This window comes from Streptomyces griseorubiginosus (assembly GCF_017614965.1).
Lineage (GTDB): Bacteria > Actinomycetota > Actinomycetes > Streptomycetales > Streptomycetaceae > Streptomyces > Streptomyces griseorubiginosus_B.
This window is the reverse complement of the sequence record NZ_WVUG01000100.1, coordinates 14186-27861: the sequence shown is the minus strand read 5'-3', so window position 1 is coordinate 27861 and position 13676 is coordinate 14186. Positions and strand designations below refer to the sequence as shown.

The 13676-nt window shown below is 69.3% G+C and carries 4 protein-coding genes; 2 read left to right on the top strand and 2 right to left on the bottom strand.

The annotated features are described in order from the left end of the window. Window positions 1–647 precede the first annotated feature (647 nt). Window positions 648–1301, top strand: coding sequence for a DUF6230 family protein (locus GRC12_RS20095; protein WP_244373385.1), 654 nt, complete (start codon window positions 648–650; stop codon window positions 1299–1301). Then, window positions 1301–1768 carry a DUF6114 domain-containing protein gene (locus GRC12_RS20090; RefSeq protein WP_208780692.1) on the top strand — a complete coding sequence of 156 codons (468 nt, stop codon included), beginning with the start codon at window positions 1301–1303 and terminating at the stop codon, window positions 1766–1768. Before GRC12_RS20095 ends, GRC12_RS20090 begins: the two co-directional genes overlap by 1 nt. Window positions 1769–2211: 443 nt before the next feature. On the opposite strand, the gene GRC12_RS20085 is transcribed toward GRC12_RS20090, so the two are convergent. Beyond that, window positions 2212–2748: an SMI1/KNR4 family protein gene (locus tag GRC12_RS20085; protein WP_208780691.1), complete on the bottom strand. Its 537-nt coding sequence runs from the start codon at window positions 2746–2748 to the stop codon at window positions 2212–2214. Further along, complete coding sequence (locus GRC12_RS20080) at window positions 2742–13625, bottom strand: LamG-like jellyroll fold domain-containing protein (RefSeq protein ID WP_208780690.1); 10884 nt, start codon at window positions 13623–13625, stop codon at window positions 2742–2744. Before GRC12_RS20080 ends, GRC12_RS20085 begins: the two co-directional genes overlap by 7 nt. Window positions 13626–13676 lie beyond the last annotated feature (51 nt).

The following is a 13676-nucleotide window of genomic DNA, read 5'->3' as shown; positions in this document are numbered from 1 at the left end:
GGTGGGACGTGGGGGGTGGCTGGAAACGAAGGCGCGTGCCGGCATTCGTCGTTGCCGGTCCGTGACGCCTTCTCCGTACGTCACGGACCGGCAATGACGACCGGCCGGTGACCGGCCGAAGACCCGTGGGGAGGGCCGGCGGCCGGGCCGGACGGAGGATTCGGCCCGGCGGGGACCAGGGGGGAATTGCCCGTGCCGGGCCGTGGAGAGTTTGTGCCGGGCGGCGCTGCGCCCGTGATGGACAACTGAGGTCCGGGAAACGCGGACGGTGCCGCGTGGCTGGGATCCGGCGCCACGGATCCGGGGGAAGCCAGGGAGAGTTGTAGACCTGAGGGTCAGTCAACGTCAAGCGGTGGCAAGTGAGTTGACGATCGTTCAAGGAATTCCACAGCCAGGGCGCGATGCTCGGACAAAGTCCCAGCCGACGGCGGGCCACAGGCGGCACACAATCAACATCCTTTTTTCACAACTCCCTTGACCCCCCAAAGTAACCACGGGTAACTTCCGGGTTGGCTACTGCGGAGTACGAGAAAGCCCTTCCATCCGTCCGGGAGTTGGGGGGAGGCGTGCGCTCGCAGCCGCTGTCCGCGCCAGGACAACGCGCCGCTGATGCCCAACCCGCACTGACTATGCACATGGGAGCAGAAATGGCCTCGTCCGCCGACCTCACACCAGGGAACCCGGAAAGCGGTTCCTCGCCCGACCCCGCAAGACGCGGGCGGGTCCGGCTGCGCCGCGCCGCGGTGATGGCGGTCCCCGCCGTCGGAGCCCTCGCCGGCCTCGCGATCCTCACCGCCCAGGGGGCGCTGGGAGTGAACTTCTACATCTCCGGCATGCCCTTCACGGTCACCGCCAAGTCGCTCGACGGCACCGGTTTCGAGCAGTTCGGCGCGCTCGACAACATGGCCGACGGCAGCCCGAACGCCGGTGACACCGGCGGTCAGGTGCTGGTCGTCACCTCCGCGATCAAGAAGGCGACGCTGGACAGCCTGTGCCAGAGCGTCGACCTCGGCGGCACCAACCTGCTGATCAAGGCGGGTAGCGGCTCGTCGAAGGTGCAGGCGACCGATCTGACCACCGACTCGACCCTGCTGACGGGCGACGCGTCCTTCAACAACATCGAGATCGGCAACGACGCGAGCACGCTCTCCAAGGCCGGGGTGAAGGGGCCCATAGGCGTCTTCGGCCAGCAGTCCGACACCGTGCACATCGACAACCTGCGGCAGACCAACTACAAGACGACCGCGGCGACGTTCACGCTCCCCGGTCTGAGGCTCAGCTTCAGCGACTCGGGTTGCTGATGTCCGGCACAGACACTCCCCAGCAGGGGGGGCGGCCCACCTTCGGGGAATGGGTGGCCCGTCGGCCGTTCTGGGGTGGGCTGCTGCTGACTCTCGGCGGCCTGTGGATCCTGCTCACCGTGAAGGCCTCGCTGAAGGTCGTCATCCATGTCGGCATGCAGGGCCTGGCGGGCTATCTGCTTCCGGCGGTGATGGTGCTGTGCGGCCTGCTGACCCTCTTCAGCCCCTCACAGCGCCTCTTCTATTCCGTCCTCGGCATCATGTGCTCCCTGGGCACCTGGGTCACCTCCAACCTGGGCGGCTTCTTCGTCGGCCTCGTCCTGGGGGTTGCAGGCAGCTCCATGATCTTCGGCTGGCTGCCGGACCAGGAGCCGCGGGTGAGCCGGCGCGAACGTCGCAAGGCCGCGCAGGCTGCCGCCGCGCAGCAGGCGCCCGGTTTCGGGGAAGGTGCGGGAGAACCTGCCTGACGTCACGCCGGAGGCGGACCGATGTTCATCGGTCCGCCTCCGGCGCATGTGCGGAGCTCGGCACCCGCCGCGGTCATTGCCGTGCCGGCACCAGCGTGTGACGCATCGGCCACTCCGGCAGCGGCCCGGTGAGGGCCTGGCGCAGCCATTCCAGCAGCGTCAGGTCCGACTCGTACCAGTCCGCCCAGAAGCGCAGGAAGGCCTCGACCGCCCACCGGCCGTCACCCCGGTCGACCAGGAACCGTTGGTCGCCGTCGACTGTGTTCCCCTACAGCAGCATGCCGCCCTTGGTGGGGAGCACCTCCCCGGGCACGAAGGGGTCGTGCTCCATCCTCGGCCCCATCGTCGCGGCGTACGACTCAAGCGTCCAGGGGCCGCAGACGAAGATTGCGGCGATGGCCTTTCTCTGTCCACGTGCAAGGGGATACCACCCGCAGGCGACGTCACGGACCGAGCAGGACCACGGACGCGGCCGGTCCGAGTACGCCGTCGGGGAGCTCGGACCTGTCGGCCGTCCCGTCGGCCACCCCGACCAGGAACGCGAGCATGCCGCCCGCGCACTCCCACCAGGCGCCGTTTCGCCCGCTGGCGACCACCGGCCACTGCTGCGGATCCGGCCCGACCGTACGCCAGTAGAAGACATCGCCTTCGAGCGACTCGCCCCACGGCAGCAGCCCTCCCGGCTCCGGGTAGGCCGTGTACTCCTCGGTGTCGCCGGCCTCCTCCAGATCCCGCAGGACTTCTAGGCCGTACCGCACCCCTTCGACGAACTCCTCCTCCCGTCCGGGCGCCGGACTCCAGATCCGGAGGAACTCGTCGATCTCCACCGGAGGGTAGACCTCGGCGAACTCCTTGAAGTCCGCGGGCAGACCAACGCCCAGGGAGCGCTCCAGGGCTGGCCAGTCGACCCGGCGGGGCGACGCCGGACGCACCGCCCGCAGCCCACGGATCGTGCGTTCGAGGTCCGAAAGGCTCAGCATGTGTCCTGCCAGCTTGAGTTGTTCTCCACTGTCACATCGAACAGCGGTCCTGCCTTGGTAGTGGCCGTCATGTGTATTCCGGTGGGTATGGGGTTCGTGTCGTCGGAGTACTCAAGGGTCGCGGAATACTGCACCCAGTTGCCCTGCTTGAGTTGCGTCTCCATCCTCTTCTCACACCGCCGCATGCCGCTCTTGTTCATACGGTCGTATCCGGTGAAGAGGTTCTCGGCCTTCGGTGCGCCGTTGAACTGGTCACCGATGATGTGGGTCTTGTTGTAGGTCGCCCTTCCCGGGCCGAGGCTGTTCGTGGGGCCGTCCGGGAACCCGGCCACGGGGACCGAGGCTATGCTGTCCCGTTTACTGCCGCTGGGTTTCAGGTCCGATGGGCAGATCAACGCGGTCGCCCCCTGGGCCCGGTTCTTCGCGTCGAGGTCCTCGTACTGGTAGCGGACGTCACGCGGCACGTTGCCGCACTGGCTGTCCTCGTCGGTCCCCGTCCCGTTGCCGCCGGCGCCGTTGGTGGCCGTGGTGACGCCCGTGTCCGTGGCTGCCGACGAGCTGACCGCCTGGTGGGCGGCGGCCGCGGCCGCGTCCTCGTCCGGGGTGGCGCCGATGACCGGGGTGGTGTTGATGCCGCCGAGGTTCTGGTTCTTGGGGCGAGTGGGGATGCCGTGGGCGCCGCAGTCGTCGTCCGCCGAGGCGGCGAGGACGAGACCGAAGAGGAGTTCCTCCGCACTGGCCGAGGCGAGTTCCTCCCAGATGACGTCGCCGACCGCCTCCAGCCCCTCGGTGGCGGCAGCCCCGCCACCCGCGGAGCTCGCGGCGCCGTAGCCGTAGGTCAGCGCGCCGCCGACAGCGACTCCGTAGTAGAGGGACGAGTAGCCCCCGGACGAGCCGTAGGAGCCGTACGAGTTGCCGTAGGAGACGCTGTACGAACCCGAGTCCGAGCCCGAACCGTGGCCGCCCGAACGACCCGACGGCTCCCAGTTCATGGCGTCGTTGAACTCGTTCTCGAACTGCCGCTCCTGATCGGCGATCTGCTGCTGCAGGGCCCGTTCGTCGGCCTCGTTCTGGGCCATCCTCCGGGCGTTCTCGCGCTCCCAGGCCTTGTGCTGGTCCTGGGAGTACTTCTCCATCCGGTCCCAGGCACCCGCCTGCCACTGCTTGAGATAGGCCTGCTGCGCCTCGTACGCCTCCTCCTGGGCCTTGATGTCGTCGCTGGTGCAGGCGTCGTGGCCGGAGGTGTCCGTGGCGTCGAGCGGGTCGTCGTTGCCGTACGCGTACGGGTTGGCGTCGACGGCCGGGGTGGGCGGGTTGCTCACCGTGTCGGCGCTGGTGAAGTCGCCGTTCGCCGGGTTGTACCAGCGGGCGGCGGCGTTGACGTAGTTCGTGGCCGGGTCGGTCCAGCCGGACTGGTAGCCCAGGTCGCTGCGGCTGCCAGTGGTCGCGGTGGGCGTGCCGTAGGGGTCGTAGGCGGTGGAGCCGGTGAGCGCCGTGCCGGTGGCCGTGAAGGTGCCGGTGACGTCACCGTGACCGTTGGTCAGGGCGAGGTCGGCGCCCGTACCGTCGGCCGCGCTCACCGCAAGCACACCGTCGCCCGCGTCCCGGGCGAACTTCTGGGTACCGTCGGACACAGGGTTGTTGGTGCCGTCGGCGTAGCTGAAGGCGGCACTGCGACCGCCCGAGCTCGCGGTGGCCAGCCGGCCCAGGCCGTCGTAGCTGTAGCTGCCGCCACTACCGGTGGCGGTCAGCTCGTCGAAGGCGTCGGAGGTGTAGGTGGTGGTGGAGCCGCCGGAGCTGACGCTCGACGTCGTTCCGCGCGCGGTGTAGGCGTACGTGGTGGTGGCTGACCCGCTGGTGACGGAGGTCAGTTCGTTGCGGGCGTTGTACGTGGCGGTGGCGGCACCGGCACTGGTGCGGTTGCCGTTGGCGTCGTAGCCGTAGCTGGTGGTGGCCGAGCCGGTGGCCGCGGACTTCAGACGGCCGGCGTAGTCGTAGTCGTAGGTGCTGGTGCCGGAGCCCGCCGTGCCGGTGGTTGTCTGGGTGGCGATCTGGCCGTCGGCGTTGTACGTGTACGCGACCGACGCCTCCGTGGTCCCCGAGGGGGTCTTCAGGACGTCGGAGGAGAGCTGGTGGGAGGCGTTGTAGTCGTAGGACCTCGTCGCGCCGCCCGAGCCGTAGGTGACGGACTTGGTCTGACCGAGCTGGTTGTAGGTGAGCGTGGCCGTGGTGCCGGTCAGCGGATCCGTCTCGCTGTTGACCCGGCCGTCGGCGTCGTAGCCGAAGGTGGCGGTCCCGGTGGCGTCGGTACGGGTTGCGATGTCGCCGTCGGAGTCGTAGCCGTAGCTCGCGTTACCGCCAGGGCCCGCCATGGTGAGGAGGAGGCCGCGGTCGTCGTAGGCGAAGGTGTCGGTGCCGGTCGGCGCGGAGACCGAGGTGAGACGGCCGTCGGCGTCGTGGCCGAAGGAGCGGGCCGTGGTGGCGGCCTCGGCACCGGTGCCGGACTCGGCGGTCAGCAGGCCGTTCTCGTCGTGTGACTCGGTGATCGTCACCCCGCCCGGGCGGGTTAGCGTGTGCTGGTTGCCGTCGGCGTCATAGGAGAAGGTCGTGGTGCGGTCGGCGGCCGAGGTGAGACCGGTGACGCTGGGGGCGACGCTGGTCTCCTGCAGCCCCAGCGGGTTGTAGGTGTAGTAGGTCGCGTTCTTGTCGGCGTCGGTGTAGCGGGTCTCGTTGCCCGCGGCGTCGTAGCCGAAGGAGGTCGTGATCGAGGTGCTCGCGTCCACCGGCTGGGTCTGGCTGACGGTCCGGTTCAGTGCGTCGAAGGTCGCGGTGGTGGTGTGCTGCCGGGCGTCGGTGGCCGAGGTCTGGTTGCCCGCTGCGTCGTAGCCGTACGAGGTGGAACTGAGCGTGGCGCCGTTCGCGTCGAGTCGAGCGACGGAGACGAGCCTCTCCGCCTGGTCGTAGCCCTGTGCGTTCGCCGTGGAGTCGGGGGCGGTGGTCTTGGTTACCTGCCCGGCAACGTCGTACGCGTACGAAGTGGTGTTGTGCAACGAGTCCGTGACGGTGCTGGTCTCGCCGAGGGCGTCGTAGGTCGCGGTGGCCGTGTTGCCGAGCGGGTCCTCGATCGAGGTGAGGTCCCCGAGGCCGTCGTAGCCGTACTTCGTCGTGTAGGCCGCCGAGGTGGGCCTGCGCTCCACCTGGGTGCTGGTGGCCTCGCGGCCGAGCGCGTCGTACGTCGCCTCGGTCCTGGCGCCGGTCGGGTCCGTGGTGTTGAGGACCTCGCCGTCGGTGTCGTAGCCGACGTGGGTGACCAGGCTGCCCGGCAGGGTCTGCTGGACGCGGTCGCCGAGCTGGTCGTAGACGTACGACGCGGTGTGCTGAAGCGGGTCGGTCTCGGTGTGGACCTCTCCGAGCGCGTCGTACGTGTAGGAGGTGGTCGGGGTGACCGTGCCGGAGCCGTCCGGTGGGGTGTACGCCGGCTGGGAGACGGCCTGGACACGGCCGTCGAGGTCGTAGGTGGTGGTGACGATGTTGCCGTTGGCGTCGTCGGTCTCGACCGGTTCGCCGTAGGTGTCGTAGCCCGACTTCGTGATCGCCACGGTCTGCTGGGCGGCGCCCCCGCCGGTCTCGGTGCTGACGGGCGGCGAGGACGTGGTGGTGAGCCGGCCGTCCTCGTCGTAGGCGTAGTGGGTGGTGTACGCGGACGCGGTGGCACCGGCGGCGTTGCCGCGTGCGTCGGTCATCGTGACCGGCAGGCCGCGCTGGTCGTAGGTCCAGCTGGTGATCAGCGGCGCGGAGCCCGCGGTGCCGGCCGAGGAGTGCAGCGAGGCGACCTCGGTGGCGGACAGGACGCGGTTGTACGTCTGGACGTTGTTCACCGAGCCGTTGAAGTACTGGGCGGCCGCGCCGGCCGTGTATCCCCGGCCGATGACGAACCCCCCGGAGCTCGCGATCGGTGTGGTGTCAGTCGCGGTGTTCTGGGCGGCGCCGTTGACGTAGAGCGTCATCTTTCCGCTGCTCGCGTCGTACGTACCGACCAGGTGGGTCCAGGCGTTGAGGGTGGGGGCGGCGGTGGAGAGGGCACCGGCGAGGGTCGGGGACGCGACGTCGGTGGTGGCCCGGTCGAACGCCCACCGCCCCGCGGTCGGGTTGTAGTCGAGCGAGAACCCGGCGGCCTGGGTGCCCTGTTGGGCCATGACGGTCTGCCAGGTGCCGGTCGGGGTGCTGGTGATCTTCGCCCAGGCGGACACCGAGAAGCTCTTGGTGGTGTCGAGCACCGGCCCGCCGGTGGCGATCTGCCCCGCCCCGGCGAAGACGGCGGAGCCGCTGTTCTCCGTCGACCAGCTCGTCGACGCGTTCAGCGTTCCGGCGTTCCCGGCGCCGGAGTGGTCGCCGGCGGACGGGTTCTCACCGTCGTCCAGCTTCCACCAGCCCGCCGCGCCCACCGTGATGGGCGACTCACCGGTGGTGGTGGCCGAGGCGTAGAGCTGGCCGATCTCGACGGGTTTGAGTTCACGCCCGTAGAGCTGGACGTCGCGGACCCGGCCCGCGAACCAGTTGACCGAGGCGCCGGCGGCCTTCCCCCGGCCGATCGCCACACCCGCGGTGCTGGCCATCGGCGTGGGGTCGGTCACCAGGGTGCAGTTGAGGCAGTTGCCGCTGACCTCTACGTCGTTGACGTACAGGCTCATGTCCCCCAGCGCGTCCATGACGCCGACCAGGTGGGTCCAGGTGCCGGCGGTGGCCGGAGTGGGGTCGCTTGCGACGTAGTTGGTGGCCGTGCTGGTGTCGTTGCCGGGGCGGACGAAGGCCCAGGACTTGGTGGTGTGGTTGTACTCCAGCTGGAAAGCGCTGTTCTGGGCGCCCTGCTGGCTGACGACTGTGAAGTCCTTCGTGGTGCTGGTGGCGCTCAGGTACGCCCACGCCGAGACGGAGAATGCCTTGGCCGTGTCCACGACGGGTGTGCCGCTGGTGAGGACGGCGCCGGAAGTGCCGTTGAACGATGTGTAGTTGCTACCGGGCGGCCCCCAAGCGGCGCCGGTGGACGGGGTGCCGGTGAAGCCGTTCCCGGAGGAGTCGGCGGCGGCCACCGTGCCCTCGGTGAGAGGCCAGTAGCCGGTCGGCCCCGTGGTGTCGGTCCGGACGGACTGGGCGATGCGGTTCCCGGCGGCGTCGTAGGAGTAGCCGATCTGCCGGGTCTGGCCGCCGCCGGTGAGGATGCGGGACAGGACGTTGTCGTCCGGGTCGAAGGTGTTGACGGTGATCCGGTTGACGCCGGACGGGTCGACCACGGTCTTGGCGGTCCGGTCGGCGGCATCGACGGTGTACTGGGTCTGCTTGAGGCAGGACGTGCCGGACCAGACGTCGCACTCCCACGTCATGTTGCCGGCGGCGTCGTAGTCGTAGGCCTTGGTGGTGGTCGCGATCGACGTGCCGGAGGCGTCGGTCTGGGACTGGAGCAGGTTGTCGTCGAAGTAGCTGTAGGCGGTGGTCCGGCCCATGGAGTCGGTGACGGACGCGAGCCGCCCCGCTGGGTCGTACGCCCGGGACTCCACGACCAGGTCGGTCGGGTCGGATGGCGCGGTCGGGTCGCCGGTCCAGCCGAGCAGGGTGGTGGTGAGCAGCTGGCCGGTGGGCGAGTAGGCGTAGCGGTAGGTGGTGCCGCCCGGGTTCGTCTCGGTCGTCCGGCGGCCGAAGTTGTCGTACGTGTACGCGGTGACCTGACCTGCCGGGTCGGTGACGGTCTTGACCCGGTCGTTGTCGTCGTAGACGTAGGCGGTGGCACGGGTTGTGTCGTGGCCGGTGGTGTCAGCGGTCGAGGTGCCGGTCAGGTCGCCGTCCGCATCGTATGTGTAGGTCGTCTTGGGGGTGTGGGTGACGCCCCTGACCGCGTCGGTGGTCGCCGGACCGGTCTTGGTGAGGGTCCGGCCCAGCGGATCGTAGGTGTACTTGGTCTGCACGCCGCCGACCGGCGCGCCGGAGGAGGTGAACGTCACCGGGTAGGTGTCGGAGCTGACCGCCTTGGTGGTGAGGTGGCCGAGGGAGTCGTTCAGGTAGTAGGTGGTCCGGCCGGACGGGCCCGTCTCGCTGCACACCTTCCCGAGGCGGTCGGTGCCGCAGTAGTGGTAGCGGGTGACCTTGCCGCTCGGGTCGGTGACCGTGGCGAGCATCCCGTACACCTCGGTGTAGGCCACGCCGTTGGTGTCCTTGAAGGTCTCGTTGTCGTTGTAGTACGTGTATCTGGTCTTCCGGCCGCTCGGATAATCCGGTGTCGGAGGCGTGGTGACCGAGGCCAGGGCACCGAACGGGGTGTACGTGTAGGCCGTCCGGTAGGCCGGGTTGGCGGTGCCGGTAGCGCCGGAGCGGGCGTCGGACGCGTAGAGGACCTTGCCGTTGAGCGGGTCCATCGGGTCGGACGCGTTGGTGTGGTAGCTGAAGTACGAGGTCTGGCAGGAGTTCACCTGACGGCACGTCGTCGTCGCCAGGACGTTGCCGTACGCGTCGTGCTGACGGCTGGTCGAGTGTCCGTCCGGGTCGGTGACGGCGTCCTGGAAGCCGAGGGAGTCGTAGGCGTACGTCGTCCGGCCGCCGCCCGCGTCGGTGACGGAGGTGGTGCGGTTCCCGTTGGAGGGGTCGAAGGTGTACGTCTCGGTGTGCTGGGCGGGGTCGGTGACCGTCAGTGTGGTCGACGGCATGAGCATGGTGGCCGAGCCCTTGGCCGTGTACAGCCCGAGCGGGGACTCCACGCTGCTCTGGCCGATGTCGGTCTGGTAGATGCCGACCTGGCCGATCTCGCCGTTGAAGTACCCCTGCGCGTTGGTGGGCGGCTTCGGCCAGGAGCCGGCGACGTATCCGGCGCCGACGCTCACCGTGGTCTCGCCCCAGGTCTTCGCTTGGCCCGCGATGGACTTGCCGGTGCGTGTGGCCTGGCTCTGTCCGTCGAGCCACAGGGTCTGGCCCGTGCCGCTCGCGGTCATCACGACCAGGTGCCAGTTGCCGTCGTTGACCGCCGCCTTGGAGGCCATCGGGGAGAGGCTGCCGTCCCAGAACTGCCCGTGCAGCAGGCCGTCCGTGCCGATGTAGAGGGCCGGGGTGTAGCTGGTGGGCACCGAGCCGATCGGGGCGTTCTGGTACGAGAGGAGGACGCCGCCTGCCTGCTTGGTGTTGAACCACAGGGCGACGGACGCGTTTCCGCCGCTGTCGTCGAGGGCTCCGGTGGGCAGCGACAGGGAGGAGTCGGTGCCGTTGAAGCCGGCCGCGGTGTCCCCGCCGGGGCCGAAGATGCCGGGTTCGCCGAGCATGACGTCGTTGTAGATGCCGTCGGAGGCGCCGCCGGCCGGGTTGTCGATGCCGTACTGGTCGGCGGCGGCGAGGCCGGACGACTCGGTCATCGGGTAGTCGTGGGCGGGCCGGGTACCGCGCACGGCGCCGTAGTAGTAGTCGTTGCTCCCGGTGGTGACCGGGGTGGCCAGCTGGTAGGTGCCGCCGTCGGCGTCCGTGACGGAGGAGGCGCGGTCGGTCAGGGCGTCGTAGGCGACGGCGAGCGCGGTCTTGCCGGAGGGCAGGGTGGTGCCGGTCAGTTCGCGGGAGGCCAGGGTGGCGGAGGCGTACTCCTGCTGGACGGCGGGCAGGCCGAGCGGGTGCTGGAGGAAGGAGACGTCCTCGATCTGACCGTTGAACCAGCCCAGAGCGTTGCCCGAGGGTACCGACGGCCAGGACCCGGCGAGTTCGCCCGCGCCGACGGTGGTGTAGGGCTCCCCGCTCACCGTGATGGTGCTGCCGGTGCGGGTGGCGACCTGGGCGCCGTCGAGGAACAGGGCCTGGTTGGTGCGGGCCCCCGACAGCACCACGTAGTGCCATGTTCCGTCGTTGACGGCCTTGGGCGACGCCATCGGCGTGACCTTGCCGTCCCAGAACTCGGCATGGACCTTGCCGTCGGTGCCGATGTAGATGGACGGGGTGTAGTTCGCGGAAACGGCGGTACCGGGTTTTCCGCTCTGGTACGAGAAGAGCGTCCCGCCCGCCTGCGTGGTCTTGAACCACATGCCGACCGCGAGGTTGCCGGCGCCAGCCGGCAGGTTGTCGGGCAGTGCCAGGTAGGAGCTGGTGCCGTTGAAGGAGGCCGCGGTGGCTGGGGTGCCGGCCAACGGGCCCCCCTGGCCGAAGGTGAGATGGGCGGCGGTGGCGTCGGTGGTGCCCTCGTTGGCGACGACGCCGTCCTTGGCGGTGACCGAATCGGTCGCGTCGCCGAGCCGCCAGTAGTCGGTCGGGTTGGAGTCCAGGACCATGGAGGCGAAGTGCGACCCGGAGGCGGCACCCGAGGTGTAGCTGTACTGGGTGCAGTCCGTCGCGGTGGTGCTGCTGGAGGCCGGCGGACAGACCGAGGTGAGGTCGCCGGCGGAGTCGTAGCCGTACGTCCACGGGTCGAGGGTGGTGGTGAACAGGCCCGGCTTCGAGGTGACCTTGTCGACGTGCGGGACGTTCTTGACGGTGCCGTCGGACGTGGTGACCTGCTGTACGCCCCAGGTGAGTTGCAGCGTGACGGGCATGTCCGCCGTGTTGTGGTCGCCGGCGTTGAACCCGTTGTCCTGGTCCAGGTTGTAGCCGAATCCCGTGGGCTCCTCGGGCTTGATGGCGCTGCCGTCCGGAAGGGTCAGGGTGACGTGCGTCCACTGGATGTCCAGGCCGTGACCGTCACGGTTGCCGTACTGAGTCAGCCCCCAGTAGGTCTGGCCGGTGACGGGGTCGGTGACCTGGTCCTGGAAGAAGTACCGCGTGCCCGACTTCTCCGTCAGCATGAAGCCGGAGGTGCCGTACCCGGGGGCGGGCGCGGACAGGACGGCGTAGTCGCCGGCCGGCGGGCTGTACGTGCCGTCACCGTTGGCGCCGAACCGTTCCTGGCGCCCGTCCGCCAGGGTGATCACGACGTTGCCCGAACCGTCCGCGTCCTCGGTGGCGCGCATGTCCAGCAGCGACGACCAGCCCGCGCCGAACGCCTTGAAGACACCGGGGTCCAGGCTGTTGTAGGTGCGCTGGACGCTGAGCGTCGGGCCGTCGGATGGCCCCGGGACGGTCGCGTCGGTGGTCTGCGTCGAGTAGTCGCCGAGCTGCGGGTCGACGCCCTTGACGGTGGCGTCGTACGGGGCCGCGCCGAGGTGCGCGGTGACCAGCGGCTGGGGGGCGGCAGGGATGGTGAAGTAGTCGGGCGCGGACCACAGTGAGGCCGCGTTGCCGTCACTGACCTGGGCTGTCCAGTAGAACGTCCTGCCGTAGGCGAGCTTGCCCGCCGGGACCGTCCACGTCGGCGTGGTCAGTGAACCGGAAGTGGCCAGAGCTGTGGTCGAACCGTTGGCATAGACGTTGAACGAGTAACTGAGCCCGGTGCCCGGGTAGTTGTCGGGGTCGTGCGCGGTCACCGCGAGTGTCGGCGTGAGGCCGAATACCGAGCCGTTGTTGCCTGGTGTGAAGGTGTCCACGATCGGCGGGTTGTTGACGACCGGCAGGGAGTAACAGGTCTGCGGGACTCCGTAGGTGGAGAACAGCGTCCCGTTGTAGGACATGTCCCAGCAGATGAGATATGTCTTGCCCGCGGTCAGTGCGGGGATCGAGGCGGTGACGGTGGCCGGTTTGTTCGGTGCGACCGTCGAGGGCATAGCGGCCGGGGTCGCGGCTGGGCTGGTGAGCAGGGTGCGGGTGGTACCGGAGACGGTGTAGAGCTGGTACGATAGCTTGTAGCCGTTGGTCGGCGTCCAGGTGGCCGTGCCGCGGTTCTGCACGGTGACCTTGCCCCAGCCGGGCTGGTTGTTCCACGGGGAGGCGTAGCTGACCTCGGAGTAGGAGGCGCCCGCGCCGTTGGGCGTGTACTCGATGGCCAGATAGGGGTCGTCGGCGTAGAACTCCTTGGCCGCCGCCGCGGTGGACGCGGCGCTGAGCCGCAGACCGTAGTTGGACGCCCAGCCGTGCGCCCAGTTCATCACCGTCTTGGTGTCGAGGCTGATGCCCTCCCACTGACGTCCGTTGGAGCAGTCGGTGCCGGCCGCGAAGCTGGCCGTGCCGATCTGCGCTCCGGCCGATGGGCCGGGGTAGGTGTCGATCTTCGCCGGATCCCAGGAGGCGGAGACGGGAGCGACGTTCACGGCCTGGGAGGAGCAGGTGCCGGTCGTGTCCTGACCCGAGTACTCGGTGTCCAGCCACAGGGTCGAGTTGACGACGTAGTCGTTGGCGAACTGTGTGCCGAAGCCGCTGAACTGCAGGAACGAGTTGTAGTCGTGGCTCTGGTACTTGCCGACGTACAGCTGGCCGTTGCCGTGGAAGTTCTGGGTGACGCCCGACTCGACGTAGGTCGAGGAGGAGGCGTTGTCCTGGCCCGTCGGGTTGCCGGCATTGCTGAGCGCCGCACGGCTCGTGCGGTGGGAAGCGGTGGTCGAGCCGTTCGGGACGGCCCCGGTGATGCGCGCCCAGCTGCCGTCGGCCTGGCGGTGGTTGACGGCGTGGGTGTGGATCTGGGCCGTGTAGGTGCCGTCGGCGTTCTTGTATACGGTCGTGGTGGCGGTGTCGAGGCCGTGTTGTTCCACGCTGGTCGAGATATCGAAGCCCCGGGGCTGTGTCGCCGACGGGGCGGAGACAGCCTTCGGGGCCTTGTGGGTCCTGCTGCCGGAGTTGGCCGGATCGTTCTGTCTGACATGGGCTCGATAGGCCCTGACGGCCCCCTTGACCTTGCCGGGGTCGGCGGCCCCGAGCTTCGACCGGGCCCTGCTCCCGGTCGCGGCGGCGGTCACCACGTGCTTCCTGCCCGCGGCCGTGCCGACCTGCTGCTGCGGGGTCACCGGCCGGCCCGCACCCGCGGGCAGGGCCTGAGCCGACTGTCCTGCCAGCACTGCGATCAAGGCACCGGCCGCGACCAGTGCAGTAGGCCTCGGCGCCATGCG

Bases quoted from the DNA above. Each gene is read 5' to 3' on its own strand.
- GRC12_RS20095 (WP_244373385.1), top strand. From the start codon at position 648: ATGGCCTCGTCCGCCGACCTCACACCAGGGAACCCGGAAAGCGGTTCC.
- GRC12_RS20090 (WP_208780692.1), top strand. From the start codon at position 1,301: ATGTCCGGCACAGACACTCCCCAGCAGGGGGGGCGGCCCACCTTCGGG.
- GRC12_RS20085 (WP_208780691.1), bottom strand. From the start codon at position 2,748: ATGCTGAGCCTTTCGGACCTCGAACGCACGATCCGTGGGCTGCGGGCG.